The organism is Streptomyces sp. NPDC046909 (genome assembly GCF_040644695.1).
Classification (GTDB): domain Bacteria; phylum Actinomycetota; class Actinomycetes; order Streptomycetales; family Streptomycetaceae; genus Streptomyces.
Genome location: NZ_JBEYXC010000003.1, coordinates 98,254 through 121,835, shown reverse-complemented (window position 1 = coordinate 121,835; position 23,582 = coordinate 98,254). Strand labels below are relative to the sequence as shown.

Here is a 23,582-nt window from a genome sequence, read left to right as displayed (position 1 = left end):
CCCTGTGTCTGACCCCGTTGTCAGTGGGCGGCCCCACAATGGACCCCGTATCCCCAACCATGACGAAAGGGCGGTGTAAGCCGTGACCGTCTGGGACGATCTCGTCGGCCAGGAGAAGGTGAGTGAGCAGCTCGGGGCTGCCGCTCGGGATGCTGACGCGTTCGTCACCGCGGTCGGGGCCGGGGCTCCGCCGCCCGAGGCGTCGAAGATGACGCATGCGTGGCTGTTCACCGGGCCGCCGGGGGCCGGGCGGACGCAGGCGGCGCGGGCGTTCGCCGCGGCGTTGCAGTGCGTGAGTCCGGACCGGGCGCTGGGCGGGGTGCCGGGGTGCGGGTTCTGCGACGGGTGTCATACCGCGCTCGTCGGTACGCATGCCGACGTCACCACCGTCGCGGCCGTCGGTACGCAGATCCTCGCCGACGACATGCGGGACACCGTACGGAAGTCGTTCACGTCGCCGGCGAACGGGCGGTGGCAGGTGATCCTCGTCGAGGATGCCGAGCGGCTGAACGAGAAGTCGGCCAACGCCGTGCTGAAGGCCGTCGAGGAGCCCGCTCCCCGTACCGTCTGGCTGCTCTGCGCGCCCTCCATCGAGGACGTTCTGCCCACCATCCGCTCCCGCTGCCGGCACCTCAATCTGCGCACGCCGTCCGTGGACGCCGTCGCCGATCTGCTCGTACGGCGGGAAGGGATCGAGCCCGGTGTCGCCGCGGCCGTGGCGCGGGCCACGCAGGGGCATGTCGACCGGGCCCGGCGGCTGGCCACCGACCCCGCCGCGCGGGAGCGCAGGGCGGCCGTGCTGAAGATGCCCCTGCGGGTCGAGGACATCGGCGGGTGTCTCAAGGCGGCGCAGGAGCTCGTCGACGCGGCGGCGGAGGATGCCAAGGTGCTCGCCGAGGAGATGGACTCCAAGGAGACCGAGGAACTGAAGGCGGCTCTGGGCGCGGCGCAGGGCGGGCGGATGCCGCGCGGCACCGCGGGCGTGATGAAGGACCTGGAGGACAAGCAGAAGCGGCGCCGGACCCGTACCCAGCGCGACAGCCTCGACCTCGCGCTGACCGACCTCACCGGCTTCTACCGCGATGTGCTCGCCCTCCAGCTCGGCTCCCGCGTCGCCATCGCCAACGCGGAGGCCGAGGACACCCTGGAGCGCCTCGCCCGTGGCAGCTCCCCGGAGTCCACACTCCGCCGCATCGAGGCGATCGCCGCCTGCCGGGACGCCCTCGACCGCAATGTGGCGCCGCTGCTCGCGGTGGAGGCGATGACGATGGCGCTCAGAGCGGGCTGAGCGGGCTGGGCGGGCTGAGGGGGCTGAGCGACCCGGCTCACGGGAGCCGCCGTACGTCTCGCGATCAACGGGAGGTTGACCAGGTCCCCCGTACGAGCCGGAACAGGCACGGAAGGCAACTGATCCGCTGCGCACAGTTACGCTCGATGGATGCACATCAGGCGCAACCCCCGCCCGGCGGCCCCGCTCGATCCGCCCCGCCACCGGCGTTCCCGCATCACGGGCGGTGCCCTTCTCGCCACCGCCGCGCTGCTCGTGTCCGCCTGCTCCACAGGGAGCGGTGCCGCCGGTGCGGCCGCGGAGGCGGCTGCGCTGGCCGCGCTGCCGAAGGCCACGCCGGCCGCCCTCTCGTCGTACTACGGGCAGAAGCTGAGCTGGCGCAGCTGCGGGGTGCCCGGGTTCGAGTGCGCCACGATGAAGGCGCCGCTCGACTACGACAAGCCGGACGCCGGTGACGTACGCCTCGCCGTCGCCCGCAAGAAGGCGACCGGCTCCGGCAAGGCGCTCGGCTCGCTGCTCGTGAACCCCGGCGGGCCGGGCGGCTCGGCGATCGGTTACCTCCAGGCGTACGCCGGGATCGGCTACCCCGCCGAGGTGCGCGCCCGGTACGACATGGTCGCCGTCGACCCGCGCGGCGTCGCCCGCAGCGAGCCCGTGGAGTGCCTGGACGGGCGCGACATGGACGCGTACACGCAGACCGACACGACGCCCGACGACGAGGAGGAGACCGACGAACTCGTCGCCACGTACAAGGACTTCGCGGAAGGCTGCGGCGCCCGCTCGCCCGGTCTGCTGCGCCATGTGTCCACCGTCGAGGCGGCGCGGGACATGGACATCCTGCGGGGGGTGCTGGGCGACGAGAAACTGACGTACGTGGGGGCGTCGTACGGGACGTTCCTCGGGGCGACGTACGCGGGGCTCTTCCCGGGCCGGGTGGGCCGGCTGGTCCTGGACGGCGCGATGGACCCGTCGCTGCCCGCCCGCCGGATGAACCTGGACCAGACGGCGGGGTTCGAGACGGCGTTCCAGTCGTTCGCGCGGGACTGTGTGCAGCAGCCGGACTGCCCGCTGGGCAAGAAGGCGGGCGAGGTCGGCAGGAACCTCAAGGCGTTCTTCGGGAAACTCGACGCGCGGCCGATCCCCACGGGCGACGTGGACGGCCGCAAGCTCGGTGAGTCCCTCGCCACCACCGGGGTCATCGCGGCGATGTACGACGAGGGTGCGTGGGCGCAGCTGCGCGAGGCGCTGACCTCGGCGATGAAGGAGAACGACGGCGCCGGCCTGCTGGTCCTCGCCGACAGCTACTACGAGCGAGACGCCGACGCCCGCTACTCGAACCTGATGTTCGCCAACGCCGCCGTGAACTGCCTCGACCTCCCCGCGGCCTTCGACACACCGGACGAGGTGCGGGCAGCGCTGCCCGCGTTCGAGAAGGCGTCCCCCGTCTTCGGCGAGGGCCTCGCCTGGGCCTCCCTGAACTGCGCGTACTGGCCGGTCAAGGCCACGGGCGAGCCGCACCGCATCACCGCGCAGGGCGCCGCCCCGGTCGTGGTCGTCGGCACCACCCGCGACCCGGCCACCCCTTACCCCTGGGCTCGCGCCCTCGCCACCCAGCTCTCCTCCTCCCGCCTCCTCACCTACGAGGGCGACGGCCACACCGCCTACGGCCGCGGCAGCAGCTGCGTCGACTCCACGATCGACGCCTACCTCCTCCGCGGAACCCCTCCGACCAGGGGAAAGCGCTGCTCATAACCGACGGCCACGACCCCGGAGGGACCCCCTCCGGGGCTGGTGCGGAGCACCCCCGGAAACTGTGTAGACTTACCGACGTTGCTGATCGCACCATAGTGCGGACAGCGCGCCGCCTTAGCTCAGATGGCCAGAGCAACGCACTCGTAATGCGTAGGTCTCGGGTTCGAATCCCGAAGGCGGCTCTCTTTGAACCCCAGGTCAGTCCCCTGACCTGGGGTTTCTTCGTTCTCGCGCTGAGTGGTCCGGTGCCGGATTGACTTCTTGACCTGTGTATCGGAATGCGTCGGTCAGAGGTTTGATGTCTTGGATGGAGGTCGGCCCGGAGGTCTTTGAATACTGCCTGAGCTGGTGTTTTCCGTGGATTGGCTGATGCGTGATCACCTGCGGCCGGAGCTGGGGTGCGCCAGGGGAGCGCAGCGGTGCAGAAGCCGTGCGGTGGGTCGTGGTGTGCGGTGTCGCGTCGTCCGGCGCGTGGGTCGATGGCGTCGTTGTCGGGAACGGACAGCATCCGCAACAGTCCAGCGGGAGAGCAGGTCCTCGGCGGTGGCCAGGTAGAGCGGCCTCTCGGGTCGGCCGGTGCTGGCCGCGCTGCCGTTTCGGCGTCCCCTCTCAGGCTTCACCTCGTGGAACGTTCTCGGCCGGGAACGTGTCTCGCGGTTCGGCGATAGCTTGGCGAGGCAAGCAGTGCTGCGGAGAGGTTGGGCGGGCGGGTTCATGCGGATGCGGTTCGAGGCTGGGGCCGAGGAGGAGTTCGAGGCGGGGTGCGGGTTGCTGGTGGACCGGCTGGTTCGGTGGGCCGGGGAGCGGGGGCTGCCGGTGGACGGATTCCTGGCCGAGGCGGCGCTTGAGTACCGGCATCGGGCGACTGTTGATGGCCGGTTGGGGCTGTGGGAGCCGAGGCATGTGGAGGAACTGCTGCTGGTCTGGTTGCCGGAGCAGGTCACCGAACTTCCCGGGGAGGAACGCGGCGACGCGCCGGGCACGTTGCGTACGCTGTTGCGTTTTTTGCATGCCGCGCAGTTGGCGGATCCACGCGGTCCGGCACTGGAGGACTCCCTTGCCGCGGTCGACGCGGTCGGGGAGGAGCATCCGGCGGCGATGGCGGACCGCACCCGTTGGGGTCTGGCGAAGTTCTGGGCGGTGACCGCTGCCGAACAGGGCGTGGACGTCCTGGACGGCGCGGCGTTGCAACGGTTCGCGGAGCGGGCGCAGCGCGGGGAGGTCGTCTACGACCAGCAGGCCCTCGACGCGGTCATGGAACGGCGGTTGACCGGGCGTGCACTGGTTGGCGTGGCCCGGGCCGAGCCGCAACTGCCCGTAATGTTGCCGCCGGACGGCGAACTACGCCGACGGGCTGAGGAGTCCGCGGTCGTGGCGCAGTTGCGCGGGCTCGCAGAGTGGGTGGGGCGCGACGGTCGTGCGGTGACGGCGACGGGTCGGCTGCGGATCGCCGATGCGCGCGAACTCGTGGCGGTACTGGGCACTGGCGACAAGGCCGAAGGCGTGCGTTCTTCGGCCGACCTGCCGCGGTTGGGGCTGCTGGTCGAGTGGGCGAAGAAGGCGCGGCTGGTCCGGGTGGCCAAGGGACGGCTGTATGCGGTGGCCAAGGCCCGTCCGGTGCTCGCTGACCCGCTTCAGCTGTGGCTGCGTGCCTTCGACGCGTGCTTCGAGCTGCGGAAGGAACTGATCGGGGCGCGCAGCGGGTGGCACGTCGAGTCGATGCTGTTCGACGTATACGAAGAGGTGCTGGAGGACGTGCTCAACACCCTCTACAGCCTCCCGTACCCGATGCCCTGGCCACACCTACGGGACTCCGTGCACCTGGCCTACCGCTCCGGGTTCCGTTTCGACGACGGGGCGGGCCTCCCGCACGGGATGTGGTTCGAGCACGCCGACCGGGATCTGCGCACGGTGCTCGACGCGCTGGTGGACCTGGGCGCGATCGAGCGTGACAGGGGTATGGCCGACCCGGTGTTCCTCGACGTCGACCTCTCCGGTGCCGGAGATGAGCTGCCCGCGGACATGCCGCCGGAGCTCGTGGAGCTGCTGGGCAACGCGGGAGCGCCAAAGGACGCGGCGGCGCAGGAGAGCGCTCGCGACCGGCGCGAGGAGCTGGCTGCTGGGCCGGTCGAACTCCTCCGTCTCACCGAGCTCGGCACCCGGGCCGTACGGCGGCGCCTGTTGGCGGGCGGTCGGGACGCGCCGCTGGTCGGCGAACTGGCTCAGGCATCGGCGGCCGGTCTGCTGGGGGTGTTGGCTGAGGACTACGAACCGGATGCCGCCCACGCGGAGTTGGCCGGCTGGATGTCGGCCCACGGTGAGTGGGATGCCGCATTGCGGCAACTCACTGACGCTGTACGGACCATGGCCTTCCGCGCTCGGGCACAGGCGATGCTCGACGTGCTTGTGACGGCGTTGCCGGACGACGAGGGAGAACGGCTGCTGCGCGCGCTGCGTGGCGATGACCGGCTGGCTCCGCTCGCCCTGAACGCGCTGGCGCACCGTGAACTGCTGTCGCCCGAGGACATGTCCGATGCGGAGCATCTGCTGGTGCTCGCCGAGAGTCTGCTTCAGTTCGTGGAGCTGGCGGGTGGTGGGGACGGTGCCGCGGAGGCGCTGCGTGCCCAGGGCCCTGAGATCAGGGACGCGGTTGCCGCCGCGCTGGACTCCGCGCACCCGGACCGGGCGGGGCTCGAAGAACTCAGGCAGCTGGCGGCCCGGGCACTGCGCACTCCGGCCGCCCGCCTCAGCCACGGCCGGAAGCACGGGCGCCGCGTCGGCAAGAGCGGCCGCAAGCGACGGCGCTGAGCACGGCAGCACTGCTCACTTCCGCGGGCGGCGTCGGCACAAGCACGGAGCCGGGAGGTCCACGGCGTCGTACGTCCTCGGTGGCGCGCTACCGTCGGGGCGTGGCCGAGGAACGGGACGAGGACGGGCTGCGGGCCGTGCGCGGCGCGCTCCACGAACAGGACTGGGCGGCGCTGCTCGCCGCATTGAGCCGTGGGCCCGTACATGAGGTACTGCAACTGGCCGGCGATGGTGTGGCCGGGGCCGCGGCCCAAGGGCTGCCCGGGGCAGCGGAGATGGCGGCCTCTTTTCTCGGCGCACTCCAGGAACGCGGCCTCCGGGGAGACGAGGAACTGGCGGACCGGTTGCGCACAGTCACGGGACATGCCGTGATGCCTCTCCTGCACCCGCTGGCAGTCGATCTGGAGATGCTGGCCCTGCTGCTGGAGGGCGATCCGGCTGAGTCCGGTGGGCGGCTCGATTTGTCCACCGGAGACTGCTGGCCGATGTTCACCGAGGGCCTGGACGCCGGGGCCGAGGTCGAGGAGGTGGACGATCCCGAGCGATGGCTTCATGTGCCGGCTTTGGGTTCCCGTGCCGGCTACCAAGACATGGAGCTTTTCATCGAAGGGCTCGACGATGCGGCCCTCGCCGACCGGCTGCGGATCGCTGGCGGCGGGCGGGGTGCATTCCGGCGCTTCAAGGACGTCCTCGCCCGTGACGAGCGTGCCTGGCGCCGGTATCACCGGCTCAGCGATGAGCGGCAGCGTGGCCGGGCCAGGGCCTGGCTGGCCGAGGAGGGCTACTGCCCGCAGCTTCCCGTACCACGGCGAACAGTGTGATCGAAGGAGGCCGAGCCCCCACAGCACAAGGCCGAGGATGTGGGGCTCGGCTGCACCTTCGGGAAGATGTCGGTCAGCGTCGGAAGCCGCGCTCGGGGTCCCGGGCAGGCGGGTGTCCGAACGGCTCGAACCACGCCGCAGCGCGCAGGTCACCCATGCCCAGGCGCTGGTTCACCTCGCCGTCCGGGTCTTCGATGCCGTCGAGGCGTGCGTCGAAGAGCATGAGGACGTCATGGTCCTGGAAGAACAGGTCGGAGCAGGCGTTCCAGTCGTAGTCGTCGCGGTGCTCGGGCAAGTGACCGTGCGCGGTGTCGCGGGTGTCGATGTCGTCCAGGTAGCTGGGTGCGTCTTCGATCGCCAAGTGCAGAGCCATCTCCTCGGCCGTGCATGAGGGTTGGGGCCACCGGCCGTGCTCCAGGTCGTCGGAGAGGTCGTCGAAGGCTCGTGCCATTCGGCGGCGCCAGCTTCGGTCGGCGGACCAGGTGAGAGCGGGCAGGCGGGTGAACAGCTCCCAGTTGCCGGGCCGTTGCTTGGTCAGGGGCTGGTCTCGCAGGTCGTCGGCATCGTCGTAGGCCTGGTCGGCCAGCACGCTCAGCGACGTCAGGAGCAGGTCGGCGGTGCGAGGGGTGAGCTGCCAGCCGCAGTCCTCGCAGTCCTCGTCCTCACAAGAGCACTCCTTGACCGGGAACAGCGCGGTCAGGTCGGGCCCCTCCTCCTCGGTTGGTGTGTCGGAGACCGGTCGGCGCAGCTGCCAGCCGTGGTGGAAGTGGGTTGTCACCGGGACGGGGCTCCAGTCGGCCAGCTCATCGCCGTCCTCGGCATGGAGCAGTTCTGCCTCGCTCTGGTCTTCCAGGGTGTCCGCGCCGGTGATCCAGCTTCCGCTGTCAGTGAGTGTCATGACGGCGCCGATCACATCGCGCGGGTCGTCCTCGGCCAACTCGGATGCGGGCAAGGGCTCCCAGCCCTCATCCATGGCAGCCCGTATGAGTGCGTCCTCGTCGGTGATGTGGAACTCGCGCAGATGGGCGATGCGTACGACCTTGCCCGGCAGATCCTTCAGACGTGCTCCAAAGGGCGATTCCGGCTCCGGCGAGGTGACGGCCTGGTCGCCTTGGGTCTCCTCGTCCTCTTCAGAGTTTTCGTCAGGCACGCAGAACGTCGTGCCTGCGGGGGCGGGCCATGTTCCTGAGGCGGCGTGGGTCGCGGCCGTGTGCAGAGAACTGGCGGGGGCGTGGGGCAGTGCCGAGGCCAGAGCCTGAAGGTCTTCCGCGACGGCGGCGGTGTCGCGGGCGGCCAGTGCGCGGCGCAGCAACTGGACTGCTTGGTATGCGTGGTGCTTGTCCTTACAGGTCAGCACTGCGGTGAGAGAGCGAGGGCCGTCGTATGGACCGATCAAGGCCATGACGCGGCTCTTGCTGGGGCTGTGCTCGCAGAGGAAGTCGAAGAGGGGCGTGGGGTCGGGCTCGGTGACCATGCGGGAGACTCCGGGACGCGTGGGGTGCGCACCCTTTGCGGGAGCGCAGGCGAAGGAGGAGATAACCGCTGGTGAGCGCGGTACTGGCGCGCTCCCGGACGGGAAGTGTGTGAGCAGCGGCTGGTGCCCCCGGTGCTACCGGCGGTCCGGACCGTGCGAAAAGCCAGCGTACTCGAGTGCACTGACAGCGGGAGCCCGGATAAGTGGAAAGAACCGGGGCGATCAGAAGGGAGTCGAACGTCGCGGCCAGCGCGGCATCGCACTGCGTCAGGTCTTGGTGACGTGTACGTCAGGGCCGCACCGCGTCAGAGGGTCCTCGGAGCCTGACGTCAGGACGGATGTGAGGGAGGGGAGGCCACTGCGGTGGCGACGACGATCGTGTCGAGGACGCATTCTGTGGCCGTGCAGCCCGGGGTGGCGAGGAGTTTGCCGGCGTGGCGGGCGATGGTTTCGGTGGTAGGGACGATGTTGACGCGGGAGACGGCGTAGTCGAAGCGGGTCCGGTGGGTCTTGGGGCACGGGCCTCGACGTGGGTGACCGGGATGTCCTCGGCGGCGGCCGGCTGTTCGGTGAGTTCGGGGGCGCGGTGCATGAGTTTGGACAGGCCCCCACAGTCCAGGATGTGAACGCCGCTCACGTGGCGTCCGCCGAGCCTGCCGTGCCATCGCACAGTGCTCGCCCGGCCTCGGCGTGGTCGACCGGCCCTGCCCCGCTTGCCGCTGCGGGGGTGGCGGACACGTCTGTCGTGGTCGCGTGGTCGTCGCCGCCGGGCTCCAGCCTGATGCTGGCCCACGGGCTCAATACCCAGAACGCGAGTGTAGGCCCGTACGTCTGCGAGCAGGGGCAAGAGTTCTGGACAGGAAGTCACTCCGACCTCAAGGAGACATCATGTCCAACGCGACAGTCCTGACCTTGCAGCCCTCCGAACACCCCTGCCCCGCCTGGTGCGGGCAGGACGCGCATGCCGAGGCGACCGGGAGTCACGTCAGTGTCCCGGTCGGGTTGCCGACGCCGGAAGGGATGGGCACGGGTTTCGAAGTGCCCCTGCTGTCCATGCAGATCGGCCTGGCCCATGACGAGGAGGCACGCGGCGAGCCGCCTCGGCTGTGGCTCTCGGCCGCCGACGGCACCGCCGAACTCGACAGCGCGGCTCTGGAAGCCCTTGTCGACGCTCTGGAGCACTTCGCGATGCGTCTGCGCGGGCTGAGGCACCGGTACGACACCGTCATCCGCGGTGGCGCCCCGGAAAGCGTCGATCACTACCCGTCCGCCACCCATCCTCTCGAACTCGTCGCTCCCTGCCCGCCCTGGTGCCAGTACCGGGACGACGACGAGCACACCCCGGACGGGCTGCTGGTCGACCACTTCCACGCCACGCACGAGCACGCTATGGAGCTGAAACTCCAGCCCGTCGCCCGTACCAAGGACGGGCCCGACCCCGAAACCCTGGAAATCGTCATGGAGCACATGGCGCACGCCCGGTGGCCGCAGATCGACCTGACCGTCGGCGGCCTGTGGGGCTCGAAGCACGTCGCGCTCACCTTCGAAGAGGCCGATGAACTGCGCGCCAGGCTGAACGAGTTCATCGCACTGGGGCGGGAATACGCGCAGCCCGAGACGGTCGCGTCGCTGCAGGAGCTGATCGGCTACTGCGGGGTCCGGATCATCGAGAGCGAATTCGACGCGAAGCGCTTCTGGGGGCACGCCGTGGGCGACACGGTGCAGGGCGGGCCGGTCTGGGTGACCGTGCCCCGGGACACGGCCGGGGCACGTCTGGAGGACCTGGTGACGTCGTTGCTGGCGAGCCTCCACGAGAAGGACGCGAAACTGATCGCTCAGACAGGTGCGGAGGTTCGTCAAACGGGCCGGGCGCCGGGCGTGCCTGCCGCGCCGGCCGTGCCGACCGCCGCGTGACGCACAGGTGTCAGACGGAGGCTGTTCCCGGTGGCGCGCGCCACCGGGAACAGCTTTGCGCCGACCAAGGATGCGCGTCCAATAAGCTCAGATATAATAAATGCACCTATCCAAGAGAGGGTCCGTGGACAAGCCTGCTGAGATGTTCGACCGGCACTTCGAGTGGGCCGAGCTGACCCGGTTCGCCGCTTCGTCCGGCCGTCGGGCCACGCTCGGTGTGGTCTCCGGCCGCCGCCGTCAGGGGAAGACCTTCCTGCTCGACGCAGTGACCCGGGCCAGCGGCGGCTTCATGTTCACCGCCACCGAGACCACCGAGGCTGATGCCCTGCGCCAGTTCGGTGAGGCGCTGGCCCGGTATCGGGGCCAGCCCACGCCGTTCCGCTTCGTGCACTGGGACGAGGCTGTCACCGAACTCATGCGCATCGCCGACGGCGGCGAGCCCACCGTGGCGGTCATCGACGAGTTCCCCTTCCTCGCCAAGGCATCTCCGTCCCTCCCCTCGATCATCCAGCGCGCTCTCGACCCCACCGCTCAGCACACGAACACCCCGGTACGCCTGCTGCTGTGCGGCTCCGCGCTGTCCTTCATGGGCAGGCTGTTGTCCGGGAACGCCCCGCTGCGCGGCCGGGCCGGCCTCGAACTGGTCGTCCCCACCCTGGACTTCCGCCTCGCGGCGGACTTCTGGCAGATCACCGACCCACGTACCGCTCTGCTGACCAACGCCGTCGTCGGCGGCACACCTGCCTACCGCCGTGAGTTCACCCAAGGGGACACTCCGGGCGGGCCGGACGACTTCGACGCCTGGGTGACCCGTGCCGTGCTCAACCCGGCACGCCCGCTCTTCCGCGAGGCCCGGTACCTGCTCGCCGAAGAGCCCGAACTCCACGACACCGCGCTATACCACTCCGTACTGGCGGCCATCGCCGCGGGCAACGCCGCTCGTGGCGGCATCGCCGACTACCTCGGCCGTAAATCCACCGACCTCGCCCATCCGCTGAGCGTCCTCCAGGACGTCGGCATGATCACCCACGAGGCGGACGCCTTCCGCCGCAACCGCTCCGCCTACCGCATCGCCGAGCCGCTCGTCACCTTCTACCATGCGGTCATGCGCCCGGCCTGGGGCGACCTGGAACGCCCCGGGCGGGCACCCGCCGTATGGCAGCGTGCCCAGTCCACCTTCCGCAGCAAGGTCGTCGGACCGCACTTCGAGCAGATCTGCCGGGAGTGGGCCCGTTGGCACGCGGCGCCCGACACCCATGGCGGGCAGGTCACGAGTGTCGCCAGCGGTACGGTCAACGATCCGGCCGCCAGGACCAGTCACGAAGTCGATGTCGCCGTCTACGGCGAGACCGACAACGGTCGCGAAGCGCTGCTCGGCATCGGCGAGGCGAAGTGGAACGACGTCATGGGGGTCGGGCACATGGAACGCCTCCGGCACATCCGCACCCTGCTCACCACACGTGGCACCGCGACCGAGGCAACCCGGCTGCATTGCTTCAGCGGAGCGGGCTTCACCGACGAGCTGCACCACCTCGCCAAGAACGACCCCACCATCCAGCTGATCGACCTGACCCGCCTCTACCGCGGCGAGTGACTGGTGACCGTGGTCGTGGCGCCATGCGCCCAGGGCCGGGATGCCGACGGCCGCGCGGGGTAAAGATCACCGGTGACCGTCAAAGGGACCGATACACCGCAGGGGCTGACGCGCGAGGAGTTGCTCGCACTTCCGGTAGCTGTGAACTTGGAGACCGCGAACCGCGCGCTGTCACTCAGTAGGACGACGGGGTACGACCTCGCCAGGCGCGGCCAGTATCCGTGCGCGGTCCTCCGCCTGGGGAACGCCTATCGGGTGGTCACCACAGACCTGCTCAAGCTGCTCCACATCGATGCGCCGGAGCGCGCGGGCGGGGAGAGACCGGCGACTGTGACGACTGAGGCGCAGAAGGGCGGCGTCCGTTCCGAGGGCTGCTGTTGTTGCTGCGTGTGCCGCTGTGTCTGTCGGCGTGAGCCGTGTGGGCGAGGAGTTCGTGAGTGACGGCCGCCTCTCGTATGTGCGATCTCGACAAGCTGTGCCAGCATGGTGTTGCCCATGAGTTCCGTGGTCCGGTTTGGCGTTGTGACATGGGGCGGGGAGCGCAAGGGGAGCGCGGACGCCTGTGGACGGTGCAGCACGGGGTGCGAACAGCGGGACCGCGACATGTGCTCTGATCTGCGAAGACGGGATCTGACGCCATGACGTGGCACAGGCTGTCACGAACTCTCACGACCTCGTAATGCGTAGGTCTCGGGTTCGAATCCCGAAGGCGGCTCCGTTCAAAACCCCAGGTCAGGCCTCTGACCTGGGGTTTTCTGTCATTCATGCTGTCTCGTCCGGGCTGGATTGGGGATGTTGGCCTACGCAGCCGTAATGCGTAGGTCGGAGGTTCTGCCGCGTGGGGGAGTTGCTCGGTGGCATGTCAGTGGGCGTCTGAGCTGGTGAGCCGCACCCTGAGCCGAGGTCTCCGCGAGCGCGGTCAGCGGGCGGCCGTGAGCATTTCGGCCGGCACGAGGGCCGTACGCACACGTCAGCACCGTTCGACAGCCCACACGTGATCGCGATGGCCCACGACGTGGCCGGATCTTCGCCGCTGGCCGCAGGCATTCAGGGCCGCCTGGCAGCCCGGCGACGACTTCCTCGCCGTCGGAGGCGTGACTGTCAGCACCCGCAATCGGGTGCCCACGCTGCGCTTCGCACTGAACCCGTTCGCGGATCGGCGGACACAGGAAGAGTTCACCACGCTGGTCTCGGGGTGCCAGGTGTTCGCGGACATGGCCGAGCAGATGGGGCAAGGTCGACGGCACATCACGTGATGCGTGAGGTACGTCTTGCCGTACGGCCACGAAGGCGGCGTTCCGGCCCACTTTCAGGTGCGCCCCACTCGGCAGGTCAGCAAAGGCGTGGGCATCGGCTGACACTGCGTCAAGTACGGGGTGCACGATCCGACCCATGCGGAGCGCGTCGCGAGGTTCAGACTTTGAGCACGCGGACGCTGGAACCGCACAGCATCAGGAGATCTTCGGGGTCCGAAGTGAGGATGGTCACCGGGGCCGGTGAGCTGAGCGCGGTGGCGGCGACGATGGCGTCGAGGGCGCATTTGTGGCCGTGCAGGCCGGCTGCGGCGAGGAGTCGGCCGGCGTGGCGGGCGGTGGCTTCGGTGGGCGGGATGATGTTCACGCGGGAGACCGCGTAGTCGAAGCGGGCCTGGTTGGTCTTTGGGTCGCGGGCTTCGACGAGAGTGACGGAGCTGATGATGACGCGGATGTCCTCGGCCTCGGCGGCGGCGAGCCATTCCGTGAGTTCGGGTGTGCGGCGTACGAGTTTGGACAGGCCCTCGCAGTCCAGGACAAGGGTGCCGCTCACGCGGCGTCCACTGAGCCGGCCGTGTCACCGCGCAGGAGGGCTCGCTTGGCCTCGACGGCTGCTGGGTCGACCGGGCCGTGGTCGGCTTCGGCGTCCTCGATGAGTTCACGCAGCCGGTCGCGCTCCAGCTGGCGCTGGATGAGGGCCTCGACGTAGGCGGACATGCCGCGTTTGCCGGTGCGTGCCTTGAGGGCGGCGATGGTGCCTTCGTGAAGGGAGACGGAGACCGGGCGGACGGGGCCTTCGCCGGGGGCGGGGTCGGGTGTGATGGCCATGGAGCGGCATTAACAAAACTCTTGTTATTGGGTGGGTGATTCTGAGACTGCGCGGCTTGGCCGGAGGCAGGTGGTGGATTGCCTTGCGGGGGTACAGATCCTCTGTGATCGCTAAGAACTCCCATCGGAATGACTCAGGCGCCGCCAGATCTGCCGGGAGTGGGCCCGTCGGCATGCGGTGCCCGAGACGCACGGCGGGCAGGCCATGAGGGTGGCCGGCGGCACGGTCAATGATCCGGCCGCCAGGACCAGCCACGAAGTCGATGTCGCCGTCCATGGCGAGACCGACGACGGGCGCGGAAACACTGCTCGGTATCGGTGAGGCGAAATGGAACGACGTCATGGGAGTCGGCCACCTGGAACGCCTCCGGCACATCCGCACCCTGCTCACCACACGCGGCACCGCTACCGAGGCCACCCGGCTGCACTTCTTCAGCGGCGCGGGCTTCACCGACGAATTGCACCAACTCGCCGAGAACGACCCCGCCATCCAGCTGACCGGCCTGACCCGCCTCTACCACGGCGAGTGACCCACGGTCTCGGATGTCATGAACGGCCGCTCTAGAGTGGGCTGTTGGACGGTGCCTGAGAGAGGTCGCATGAGGATTGAACTTCCGCCGGAACCCGTGCACTTCGTCAATCGTGACGACGAGAGACAGCGTGCGATGCGTGCGGTGGACGAATGGCGAGGCCGTCGTTCCCGGCCGTTGGTGCTGTCTCTGAGAGGGCCGGCGGGGCTGGGGAAGACGGAACTGGCCCGGCTCATCGCCAGGACCTCGCTCGACCGGTTCCCCGACGGGGTGCTGTCGGTGGACCTCGACGACTTCCGGCTGGACGGCGCACTGGACCCCGGTGACGTGCTGGCGCAACTGCTGGGTTCCCTCGATGTGGAACCGGCTCTGCTGGAGGCACAGTTCAAGGCGCGGTGCAGGCAGTACTGGAACAGGACCGCTCAGGCCAGGCTGGTCCTCATCGTGGACAACGCGAGATACGCCTCTGAGGTCGTCCCGCTCCTTCCGGCCTCGGGCGGGAGCCTGGTGATCGTCGCGAGCCACGGTCCGCTCCACGACCTGGAGGACGGTACCGCCATCGACTTTCCGCTGCCTCCGCTGGCGGAACGGGCTGCGGCGGAACTGCTCGGACTGATCGTCAGGGACCAAAGGCTGGCCGAAGATCCGGAAGCCGTACGGGCGTTGGTGCGGCTGTGCGACGGTCTGCCGGCGGCACTGCATGTGGCGGGGCGGTGGGTACGTGCCCATCGGCTGCGGCCGCTGTCCCGGCTGATCCCGGAGCTGCAAGGCGAGTTGACCGACAAGGGAGTGTCCGGCGTCGAGCGGGTCTGGGACACCGCCTACGGTCGCCTGTCCGTCCCGGCGGCGCTGCTCTACCGGCTGCTGGCGCATCATCCCGGGACGACGTTCACCGTGGACTCCGCCACCGCGCTGCTGGGGTCGGGGCAGGAGTCCTGCGAAGCCGCCCTCGAAGAGCTCGACCGGGCGGGGCTGCTGGACCTGAGCCCAGGAGACGGCCGACTGCGGCTGCCGGGGCCACTGCGCGCGCACGCTCTGCGCCGGTCCCGCAGCGACGCCGAGGAAGGCGAGGTGTCCGCGGCGCGGACGCGGGTGCTGCGGTGGTACGTCCGTCAGGCTCAGCGCGCGGACCGGTTCGCCGCCGGTCGGCGGCTCGTCGTCGCGGACACTCTCGCCCCGGTACCCGGCGCGCCGGACGTCGCTCTGGCCGATCCGGAGGAGGCCACGGATGACGGAGACCGGGCCGCGCGGGCCGTACGCGCCGCCCGCTGGCTCCACGAGGAACGGCACGCGTTGGTCGCCTGCGCCCGTGCGGCATACGACCTCGGGCTGGACGCGGAGGTCGTGGCGCTGTCCGAGCCCGCGTGGACGTATGGGCTGGATCATCCCCATCGGTCCGATGCCGTGCAGGTCTTCCGGCTCGCGGTGGCCGCGGCCGTCCGACACGGGCGGAACGCCGCGTGGCTGGTGCGAACCCGCTGCCAACTGGCCCGTCCACTCTGGGAATCGGGGGAACTCGGCGACGCGGCCCGCGAACTCGCCTCCGCTGAGGCCGCTGTCGCGCTGCTGGGTGACGACGTACGAGATCGCAAACTGCGGGCCTCGGTGCTGGAGTTCCGGGGCATGCTGAACGGCGCGCGAGGCGAATGGGCCGCCGCCGTGGCGGACTTCGCCCGGTCCCGCGACGTACACCTCGCGATCCGCAATCCCTACGGTGCCATGCTGCAGACCTACCGCATGGGGGAAGCCCGGCTGAAACTGGGGGAGTTGGATGCGGCGCGCTCGCTTCTGGAGGAAGCGCACGCGGAGGCGGTGACGCTGCGACGCGAGCGGATGATGCGGCGTACGGGGTTCGCCCTCGCCGATGTTCTGGCCCGCCTCGGGCGCACGGACGAGGCACGAGAGCTGTATGAGCAGTCGCTGGAGGGGGCGCGCGAGCGCCGTTCCGATTTCGATCAGGCGCGAGTCCATGACGCCTTGGGCCGGTTGGAAGAGGCGGCGGGGCTGGGCGCTCGAGCCGCGGAACACCGTGCGGCCGCCCACGACATCCGGCGGCGCAACGGACTGGCCTGAGCCTGAGCGGGCTCAGATCGCCTGCGCGGTTTCCTCGTCCGTCGCGGGGCGGAGCAGTACGGCGAAGGACCGTTCGCCGATCAGGCAGGTCAGCCTGGTCGGCGTGGCGGGCCTCGCTCGGTGTGCGAGCAGCCAGGCGTGCACGGCCGACACAGCGGTGGCCGGGTCGAGATGTGCGATCCGGCCACCTTCGCGGTGTGGCTCGACCTGGACGGCGTACGGCTGTGTATGGCCCCGGACAGCGAGCAGGCACGGGCCCGACGGCCGCACTATCGCAGCCGTGCGGCAGCCCGGGTACTCGGACAGGGTGTGCCGGGTCCAGTCGCCCGACGACCACAGCAGGTCGGGCAGAGCGGGGGAGGGCGAGGGCGGGAGGGGGCGCCGGTAGAGCACGCCCGCGGAGCGGGTGACCGCCTCGCTCACGGCGCCGTGTTCCGCGGCCAGATGGTGTCCGGGTTCTCCGCTGCCGAAGGGGCGGCGCGCGATACGGATCCCTTCGGGGGTGATCTCGGCGTCGACGTCGAATGACGCGGGTGCGAGGGTGGCCGGGGCGGGCGGAGGCAGGAGCCGGGCGGGGGCGTCGAAGGGCGGAGGGGTCAGCCCGAGGAGGGCGTACAGCGCGGTGCGGAGTCGGCTCAGGGCTGCGCCCTGGTAGGCGAACGATGCCTGGGCGGCGGTGCGACCGGTGCCCGGCCGGTATGCCGCCAGCGCTTCCGTCAGAGCGTCGGCGTCGGCGGCGGTGTGACCCAACTGCGGTATCTGGCGCAGGAGTACGTCCATCGGGCTGCCTGGAATCAGTTCCGACCCGCCCCGCCCGACGCCGACGATGGGGCGGTCCTGCGCGGCGGCGTAGTAGAGAGCGGTGGATCCGTGGTCGGTGACCAGGGCGTCGGCGGCGATCAGCACGGAAGCCCACTCCTCGTGCGCGCCCGCGAGAAGCATCCCCGCGCCGAGCGCGGGTGCGAGCCGCTCGCTCAACTCGTAGCTGCCCAGCAGGCTCCGCTCGTTGGGATGGACGATGAGTGCCAACTGGTAGCCGTCGTACGGGAGTTGAGTGGCGAGTCGGGCGGGGAGGTCGGGGTGCCGTCGGAGGAGGGATTCCTCTCCCCAGGTCGAGGTGAGGACGAGGAGTTTGCGGTGGCCGGTGCCGAGGGCGGTGCGATAGCGGTCCCGGAGAGGGAGTGAGGCGAGGACACGGTCCAGCGTGGGATCGCCGATCACCTTCGCCCATCGGCCGGCGTGTGGTGCTCTGGCAGACAGGCGGGCGAGCTGATCGGGGTGGGCCAAGGCTTGCAGTGCTATCGGCGGGGTGTCGCCAGACTGTCTCAGCAGGTACAAGGGGTCGAGGCCGGACGCCGAATCGGCCGAACCCTCGCCCGGGATGGATTTGTTGTAGCCCGCGCCGTGCGGCAGGAGTACGTGTCGGCCTCGCAGCAGGCTCAGGTCACCCTTGGGGCTTGCGGTGACCACCAGGTCGAACGAGCGGTCGCAGGCTTCCCGCCACGGCAGCGTGCGACCGCCGATCGCGTCGATGGCGGCCAGGACGTCGACCCCGAAGTCGGAGCCTGGGATCAGCGTGAAAAGGCGAGTGATCCGGTCATCACCGGAGAAGACCGGGGCCACATCGAGCAGGCGATACAGGGCCACCGCGGACCGAGCGGCCAGCAGCACAGCCCGTCGCCCGTCGCCCGTCGCCCGTCGCCCGTCGCCCGTCGCCCGTCGCCCGTCGCCCGTCGCCCGTCGCCCGTCGCCCGTCGCCCGTCGCCCGTCGCCCGTAATGGTCCATTCTAGCGTTGGGCAGCGGGTGAGATGCGCTGTTTCCGCAGGTAGATGGGGTTTCCTGAGGGTCATCCGGCGACATGATCTGATCGTACCGCTCGTTGATTGCTGCCCCTGAGGATCGGGAGGATAGCGGTATGAGCGAATGGGGAGTCGCGCTGATCGCGGCGGGATCGGCGATCGCAGGCAGCATCGTCACGGGTTGGTACGGGCGTAGTTCCGGGCTCAGGCAGGCCGACGCGGCGCGTCACGCGGGTGACCGGCAGGCTGACGCGCTGCTTGAGTCCGTCCGGCTCACGATCCAGTCCGAGGCGGTGCAGCGCGCGCTCGCCCAACGGCGGCAGATCTACGTGGAGTTCCTCGGCGTGGCGGAAGTGAGAGTCCTGACCGAGCGCACGGGAAGGGGCAGCCCCGACGACGAGGCGCTTCTGCAGCGGGCGCTGGCCGCCGTGGTCCTGGAAGGCCCGCCCGAGGCCGCCACTGCGGCTCGGCGTCTCGTCGACTGCTTGCGTCGCCATGAGGCGCCGGACGACATCGAGCGGGCGAAGTCGACCTTCGTGTCGGTGGTCCAGGAGGTGCTGAACGTGTCGTCAGCGGCCTGAGTGCTCTGTCGGCAGTGCGATACGTGGTTCCGTCGCGGTGGGGGACGGGAGTGGCGCCTGCTGGTGGCTGAGGCGGTCGCGCTCGTGGATCATCTCGCCGATGACGCCATGCTGTGGATCGCCTGGCCGCGGAAGGACGCCGGGCAGGTCAGTGACATCGCGGAGGGCGATCTGCGGGACACCTTTCTTCCCCTCGGTGTCGTCGATGTGAAGGTGGCGGCGCTGGGGGAGGACTGGTCGGGGCTGAAGTTCGTGCGCCGGAGGGAGAACACGGCGAGGGACGGGGAGGGGAGTCGGCGAACCGCGTGAGTGTCGGGCGTACTTGAGAAGTCCTTACCGTGAACGACTAGCATCGCGGCGGTACTTGCCAGCAGGGATGAGGTGAGGGCATGGGGGAGGGCGCGCCGCGCGTCGCCGTGGCCGTCGTGACCATGGGGAACCGGCCCGACGAAGTCGACGCGCTGCTCCGGTCCGTGGCCAAGCAGGACGTGCCGCCCACGCGGATCGTGATCGTCGGGAACGGCTGCCGGCTGCCGGAGTTCACCGAGCGGCTGTCGCTGCCCGGTGAGGTCACCGTCGTGGAACTGGACGAGAACCTCGGGTGTCCCGGTGGGCGCAACGCCGGGCTCGCGCGGCTGCGGGAGTTCGGGGACGTCGATGTCGTCGTCGAGCTCGACGACGACGGGCTGCTGGTGGACGCCGATGTGCTGCGGCGGGTGGGGGAGTTGTTCGCCGCCGAGGACCGGCTCGGGATCGTCGGGTTCCGGATCGCGGACGAGAACGGCGAGACCCAGCGGCGGCACGTTCCCCGGGTCGGCGCCTCCGATCCGCTGCGGGGCGGGTATGTCACCGGGTTCCTCGGCGGCGCGCACGGCTTCCGGATGGCGATGCTCGACGAGATCGGCGACTGGCCGGCCCGGTTCTTCTTCGCGCACGAGGAGACCGACCTCGCGTGGCGGGCCGCCGACGCGGGCTGGCGGATCCGCTACGCGCCCGAACTGCTGCTCCAGCACCCGAAGACCTCGCCCGCCCGGCACGCCGTCTACTACCGCGTGAACGCCCGCAACCGCGTCTGGCTGACCCGCCGCCGGCTGCCGCTGCCGCTCATCCCGGTCCATCTCGGGGTGTGGGTGCTGCTCACCCTCGTACGCAATCGGTCGGGGGCGGGGCTGCGTGCCTGGTTCGCCGGGTTCGCGGAAGGGGTGCGGGAGCCTGCCGGGGAACGGCGGCCCATGCGCTGGCGTACGGTGTGGCGGCTCACTCGGCTGGGGCGGCCGCCGGTCATCTGAGGAGGGCTGGCTGCGGCGAGGGCGAGGGCGAGGGCGGGGACGGAGGGCCGGGCATGGGCGGAGGGCCCCGGTCGTTCACCTCCGCGACCAGGGCCTTCTCGCGTCCCCGGATCCGGCTCGACGGCGACACTCCCCCGAGCGACGCGTCGTACGCGCGCGCCGTCCGGCCGGATCCGATGGATTGATCACAACAGGCGTCACCAACAGATCGCTAACATGGGGCCGATGGTTCTTCGGGTGACGGCCGCGCCGTGATCCGAGAGTCGTGGCACGTGGGAAGGCAGTGGGGCGGAGTGAAGCGGTACGAGCTGCGGTTCGGACTGCTCGGACCGCCCGTCCTGTACGACGCCGGCGTCCCCTCCGTCATCGGCAGCCCCAAGGTGCGGGCGCTGCTGGCCGCACTGCTCCTCGAAGCGGGCCGTACCGTCTCGGTCGAGTCGCTGAAGGACGCCCTCTGGGCCGGGGCGCCGCCCGTCTCCGCACAGGCCTCGCTGCACAACCACGTCACCCGGCTGCGACGGCTCCTCGACGACCCCGAGCGGCTGCGGGCCGTACCGCCCGGCTATCTGCTCCGCGTCGAGCCGGGCGAACTCGACGTCCATGTCTTCGACGCCCATGCCGCCGAGGCGCGCGCCGCGTACGCCGGGCGCGACTGGGAGCGGACGGTACGCGCGTGCACCGCCGCGCTCACGCTGTGGCGCGGCTCGCCGCTCAGCGGACTCCCGGCCGAACTGGGCGGATACGCCTTCGCACAGCGGCTGCGGGAGGCCCGGCTACAGCTCCTGGAATGGCGGTACGACGCCGAGCTCGCCGTCGGTGGACGCCGACTGGACGCCCTCGTACCGGAGTTGACCGCCCTCGCCGCCGAACATCCGCTGCGGGAGGCCTTCCACCGCCAGCTGATGCTCGCCCTCCATCGGACGGGGCGGCGGGCGGAGGCCCTGGCCGTCCATCGGGATCTCCGGGCCCGGCTCGTGGAGGAGCTGGGTGTGGAGCCGGGGGCGGGGGTGCGGGAGGCGCATGTCGAGGTGTTGCGGGGGGAGGGCGGGGGACCAGCTGGAGGATCGGCCGGGGGAGCTGGGGGGTCGGCCGCCAGGGGAGCTGGTGGGACCGGCGGGGACGCCGGTGGAGTTCCCTCGGTGGGGGAGGTACCTGTACCGGCCGCGCCCGCGTCGGGCGTACCCGTACCGACCGAGGCCGCCGAGCCCGGTGCGCAGTTTCCCCGGCCCGCCCAACTCCCCCCTCCACCCGCCCACTTCACCGGCCGTGCCGCCGTCCTCGACGACATCCGTCACGCCCTGACCAGCACCCCCACCCCGGTCGCCGTCGTCAGCGGCATGGCCGGTGTCGGGAAGAGTGCCCTCGCCCTGCACGTGGCGCACGGTCTGCGGGAACGCTTCCCCGACGGCCAGTTGTACGTCAATTTGCACGGGGCCACTCCTGGCATGACCCCCCTCACCTCGTCCCAGGCGCTCACCGCGCTCCTCCGCGATCTGGGCGCCGATCCCCGTTCCGTTCCCGAACACCCGGACGCGGCGGCCGCGTTGCTGCGCTCGATGCTCGCCCCGACCCGCACGCTCATGGTCCTGGACGACGCCGCGAACGCCGCGCAGATACGGCAGCTGCTGCCCGGCGGCACCGGCTGCGCGGTCATCGTCACCAGCCGCTCCCCGCTGACCGCCCTCGACGGCGCCGGCCGCTTCCCGCTCGCCCCGCTGTCGGCCGAGGAGAGCGCGGCGCTGCTGCGGGCGGCTTCCGGGCGAACGGGGCGCGGCAACTCTGAGCGCCCCGACGACCCCGTACGGCATGACACCCCCGTGCCTCAGCAGGCCCCCATCCCGCACGGCACCCCCGCAGGCCTCGACGCCGACCACCCCCTCATCGCCCTCACCGGCGGCCTTCCCCTCGCCCTCCGGGTCGTCGCCGCTCGGCTCGCCGCGCGCAGTGCGCTCACGCCCGACGTGCTGGCAAGCCAACTGGCCGCTACCGAGGGGAGGTTGCGGCACCTGGAGTACGACGACCTCAGTGTCCGCCGCTCCCTGGCCGTCGCCCATGACGCCCTCGCCGCCTCCGACCGTGCGGCCGACCGGGATGCCGCCCGAGCCCTGCATCACATCGGCGCCGTCGACCTTCCCGCCTACGGCGCGCCCCTCCTGGCCCGGCTGACCGGCACCGAGGAACACCGGGCCGAGGCCGCGCTCGACCGTCTCGTCGACGTGGCTCTCCTGGAGGAGACGGCGTACGGCCGTTACGCCCCGCACGACCTGGTCCGTGACTTCGCCCGGGAACTGGCGGGGAAGCTACGCGATGAGGCTGCGCGGGAAGTGCGGGAAGTGCGGGAAGTGGGGGACGAGTCCGACCGGCCCCTCGACCCCGTCGGAACCGCCCTCCACTGGTACGCCGCCGTCGCCGAACGCGCCTTCATCGCCATCGTCGAGCCCGGCCTGGACCAGGACGACCGCCGTCGTCCGACCGACGCCCAACTGCCCGCCCACGCGGCGCATGTCGAGGCGACGACTCCGTTCGCGAGCGCCGAAGCGGCCTACGCCTGGTGCGACCTGGAGTTGGAGAATGTCGTGGCGCTGGTCGAGCGGTATGCCGACGACCGGCCCGCGCATGCCTCGACGCTCGTCCGGTTCCTCGTCCCCTACCTCCAACGTCGGGGGCGTGTCTCCGAGATGGACATGCTGGTGCGGGCCGCGCTCGACGCGGCGCTGCGGCTGAAGGACGACAGGGCGGAGGCGTACGCGCTGGGTGATCTGGCCGGACTGCACTTCCTCACCGGCCGGCCGAACGAGGCCCTCGCGCTCACCGACCAGTCCCTGACGATCTGGCGGCGGCTCGATGTGCTGTCCTGGATCCACCGCTGTCTCAACCGCCGGGGACTGCTGCTCCGGAGTCTCGGCCGCCTGGAGGAGAGCGGGGAGGCGCTGCGGCAGAGCCTGCCGCTCGCACAGCAGTTGGGCGACCGGCTCAACGAGGCCGTCACCTACAGCCACCTCGGCAACCTGTACGAGCACTCCGACCCGCGCGCCGCCATCGAGCAGCACCGTCGCTCGCTCGCCCTCGGCGAGGAGATCGGCAGCGTCATCGTGCAGCACTCCGCGCACTGCAACATCGGATACGCCCACCTCACCCTCGGCGAACCGGCCGCCGCCGTACCGCACTTCGAGGAGAGTCTGCGCATCCTCGGCGGCCACGAGGACTGGCACGGCGAGTCCCAGACCCGGATCGGTCTGGTACGCGCCCTGCGTCTGCTCGGCCGTATCGACGACGCCGACCGGGAGTGCGCCGAACTGCTGCGCCGCGCCGACGCCCGCGCCGACCGTTACGCGGGCGGTCTCGCCCGCCACCAGTACGGCCTGCTGCTGAGCGAACGGGGGCGGACGGAGGAGGCGCGGGAGGAGTGGCGCAGGGCTCTCGCCGCGCTGGACGGCACGGACGGCACGGTGGAGAAGGAGGTCCTGGCGGAGCTGCGCGAGCTGCTGGCCGACTGATCGCATGGCCTCGCCCCAGCGCATGCCCGGCCTCGTGTCACCCCGGCACCTCCTCCATCCCGCGTCGCCCCGGCACTTCG

The 23,582-nt window shown here is 70.5% G+C and carries 17 protein-coding genes, 1 tRNA gene and 1 pseudogene; 15 read left to right on the top strand and 4 right to left on the bottom strand.

All coding sequences use genetic code 11. The features are described 5' to 3' along the window. Nucleotides 1–82 precede the first annotated feature (82 nt). The 5 genes from ABZ928_RS09210 (at nt 83) to ABZ928_RS09190 (ending at nt 6,669) form a co-directional block, all read left to right on the top strand. On the top strand, nt 83–1,288 hold the full coding sequence (locus ABZ928_RS09210; protein ID WP_361516368.1) for a DNA polymerase III subunit delta': 1,206 nt from the start codon (nt 83–85) through the stop codon (nt 1,286–1,288). A gap of 150 nt (nt 1,289–1,438) precedes the next feature. Next, on the top strand, nt 1,439–3,040 hold the full coding sequence (locus ABZ928_RS09205) for an alpha/beta hydrolase (RefSeq protein ID WP_361516367.1): 1,602 nt from the start codon (nt 1,439–1,441) through the stop codon (nt 3,038–3,040). Between the two features lie 108 nt (nt 3,041–3,148). Beyond that, a tRNA-Thr gene (locus tag ABZ928_RS09200) sits at nt 3,149–3,222 on the top strand. A gap of 538 nt (nt 3,223–3,760) precedes the next feature. Next, nucleotides 3,761–5,848, top strand: coding sequence for a hypothetical protein (locus ABZ928_RS09195; protein ID WP_361516365.1), 2,088 nt, complete (start codon nt 3,761–3,763; stop codon nt 5,846–5,848). A 101-nt stretch (nt 5,849–5,949) separates the two neighbouring features. Beyond that, on the top strand, nt 5,950–6,669 hold the full coding sequence (locus tag ABZ928_RS09190; RefSeq protein WP_361516364.1) for a hypothetical protein: 720 nt from the start codon (nt 5,950–5,952) through the stop codon (nt 6,667–6,669). A 73-nt stretch (nt 6,670–6,742) separates the two neighbouring features. Here ABZ928_RS09190 and ABZ928_RS09185 read toward each other — a convergent pair whose 3' ends face one another. Next, complete coding sequence (locus ABZ928_RS09185) at nt 6,743–8,143, bottom strand: hypothetical protein (protein WP_361516362.1); 1,401 nt, start codon at nt 8,141–8,143, stop codon at nt 6,743–6,745. An 888-nt stretch (nt 8,144–9,031) separates the two neighbouring features. Between ABZ928_RS09185 and ABZ928_RS09180 the strand changes: the two genes are divergently transcribed. The 4 genes and pseudogenes from ABZ928_RS09180 to ABZ928_RS09165 all read left to right on the top strand — a co-directional run bounded on the left by ABZ928_RS09180 (nt 9,032) and on the right by ABZ928_RS09165 (nt 12,907). Continuing rightward, complete coding sequence (locus tag ABZ928_RS09180) at nt 9,032–10,057, top strand: hypothetical protein (protein WP_361516360.1); 1,026 nt, start codon at nt 9,032–9,034, stop codon at nt 10,055–10,057. Nucleotides 10,058–10,199: 142 nt separating this feature from the next. Continuing rightward, nucleotides 10,200–11,651, top strand: coding sequence for an ATP-binding protein (locus tag ABZ928_RS09175; RefSeq protein ID WP_361517598.1), 1,452 nt, complete (start codon nt 10,200–10,202; stop codon nt 11,649–11,651). Nucleotides 11,652–11,756: 105 nt separating this feature from the next. Next, a pseudogene (locus ABZ928_RS09170) lies at nt 11,757–11,948 on the top strand (integrase); the annotation flags it as partial. 797 nt (nt 11,949–12,745) lie between these two features. Further along, nucleotides 12,746–12,907, top strand: coding sequence for a hypothetical protein (locus tag ABZ928_RS09165; RefSeq protein ID WP_361516358.1), 162 nt, complete (start codon nt 12,746–12,748; stop codon nt 12,905–12,907). Nucleotides 12,908–13,064: 157 nt separating this feature from the next. Here ABZ928_RS09165 and ABZ928_RS09160 read toward each other — a convergent pair whose 3' ends face one another. Both ABZ928_RS09160 and ABZ928_RS09155 read right to left on the bottom strand, forming a co-directional pair. Next, the gene (locus tag ABZ928_RS09160) at nt 13,065–13,457 is read right to left on the bottom strand and encodes a PIN domain-containing protein (protein ID WP_361516357.1); all 393 of its coding nucleotides are present in this window, start codon (nt 13,455–13,457) and stop codon (nt 13,065–13,067) included. After that, nucleotides 13,454–13,732: a hypothetical protein gene (locus ABZ928_RS09155; RefSeq protein WP_361516355.1), complete on the bottom strand. Its 279-nt coding sequence runs from the start codon at nt 13,730–13,732 to the stop codon at nt 13,454–13,456. Before ABZ928_RS09155 ends, ABZ928_RS09160 begins: the two co-directional genes overlap by 4 nt. 275 nt (nt 13,733–14,007) lie before the next feature. On the opposite strand from ABZ928_RS09155, the gene ABZ928_RS09150 reads away from it, so the two are divergent. Both ABZ928_RS09150 and ABZ928_RS09145 read left to right on the top strand, forming a co-directional pair. Next, nucleotides 14,008–14,262, top strand: coding sequence for a hypothetical protein (locus ABZ928_RS09150; RefSeq protein WP_361516353.1), 255 nt, complete (start codon nt 14,008–14,010; stop codon nt 14,260–14,262). A 180-nt stretch (nt 14,263–14,442) separates the two neighbouring features. Next, complete coding sequence (locus ABZ928_RS09145) at nt 14,443–16,335, top strand: tetratricopeptide repeat protein (RefSeq protein ID WP_361516352.1); 1,893 nt, start codon at nt 14,443–14,445, stop codon at nt 16,333–16,335. A 12-nt stretch (nt 16,336–16,347) separates the two neighbouring features. Here the strand turns inward: ABZ928_RS09145 and ABZ928_RS09140 are convergent, their stop codons facing one another. Further along, the gene (locus ABZ928_RS09140) at nt 16,348–18,006 is read right to left on the bottom strand and encodes a translation initiation factor 2 (RefSeq protein WP_361516351.1); all 1,659 of its coding nucleotides are present in this window, start codon (nt 18,004–18,006) and stop codon (nt 16,348–16,350) included. A 245-nt stretch (nt 18,007–18,251) separates the two neighbouring features. On the opposite strand from ABZ928_RS09140, the gene ABZ928_RS09135 reads away from it, so the two are divergent. From ABZ928_RS09135 to ABZ928_RS09120, 4 genes are all read left to right on the top strand, one after another. Next, nucleotides 18,252–18,716 carry a hypothetical protein gene (locus ABZ928_RS09135; RefSeq protein ID WP_361516349.1) on the top strand — a complete coding sequence of 155 codons (465 nt, stop codon included), beginning with the start codon at nt 18,252–18,254 and terminating at the stop codon, nt 18,714–18,716. A gap of 63 nt (nt 18,717–18,779) precedes the next feature. After that, on the top strand, nt 18,780–19,025 hold the full coding sequence (locus ABZ928_RS09130; protein ID WP_361516347.1) for a hypothetical protein: 246 nt from the start codon (nt 18,780–18,782) through the stop codon (nt 19,023–19,025). A gap of 80 nt (nt 19,026–19,105) precedes the next feature. Beyond that, nucleotides 19,106–20,005 carry a glycosyltransferase gene (locus ABZ928_RS09125; RefSeq protein WP_361516346.1) on the top strand — a complete coding sequence of 300 codons (900 nt, stop codon included), beginning with the start codon at nt 19,106–19,108 and terminating at the stop codon, nt 20,003–20,005. A 272-nt stretch (nt 20,006–20,277) separates the two neighbouring features. Beyond that, a complete protein-coding gene (locus ABZ928_RS09120; protein ID WP_361516344.1) occupies nt 20,278–23,502 on the top strand; it encodes a BTAD domain-containing putative transcriptional regulator in 3,225 nt (1,074 codons plus the stop codon). Nucleotides 23,503–23,582: the final 80 nt, after the last annotated feature.

Coding starts and splice junctions, on each gene's coding strand:
- ABZ928_RS09135 (WP_361516349.1), top strand. CDS start 18,252: ATGAGCGAATGGGGAGTCGCGCTGATCGCGGCGGGATCGGCGATCGCA.
- ABZ928_RS09150 (WP_361516353.1), top strand. CDS start 14,008: ATGGCGAGACCGACGACGGGCGCGGAAACACTGCTCGGTATCGGTGAG.
- ABZ928_RS09155 (WP_361516355.1), bottom strand. CDS start 13,732: ATGGCCATCACACCCGACCCCGCCCCCGGCGAAGGCCCCGTCCGCCCG.
- ABZ928_RS09180 (WP_361516360.1), top strand. CDS start 9,032: ATGTCCAACGCGACAGTCCTGACCTTGCAGCCCTCCGAACACCCCTGC.
- ABZ928_RS09195 (WP_361516365.1), top strand. CDS start 3,761: ATGCGGTTCGAGGCTGGGGCCGAGGAGGAGTTCGAGGCGGGGTGCGGG.
- ABZ928_RS09125 (WP_361516346.1), top strand. CDS start 19,106: ATGGGGGAGGGCGCGCCGCGCGTCGCCGTGGCCGTCGTGACCATGGGG.
- ABZ928_RS09185 (WP_361516362.1), bottom strand. CDS start 8,143: ATGGTCACCGAGCCCGACCCCACGCCCCTCTTCGACTTCCTCTGCGAG.
- ABZ928_RS09205 (WP_361516367.1), top strand. CDS start 1,439: ATGCACATCAGGCGCAACCCCCGCCCGGCGGCCCCGCTCGATCCGCCC.
- ABZ928_RS09175 (WP_361517598.1), top strand. CDS start 10,200: ATGTTCGACCGGCACTTCGAGTGGGCCGAGCTGACCCGGTTCGCCGCT.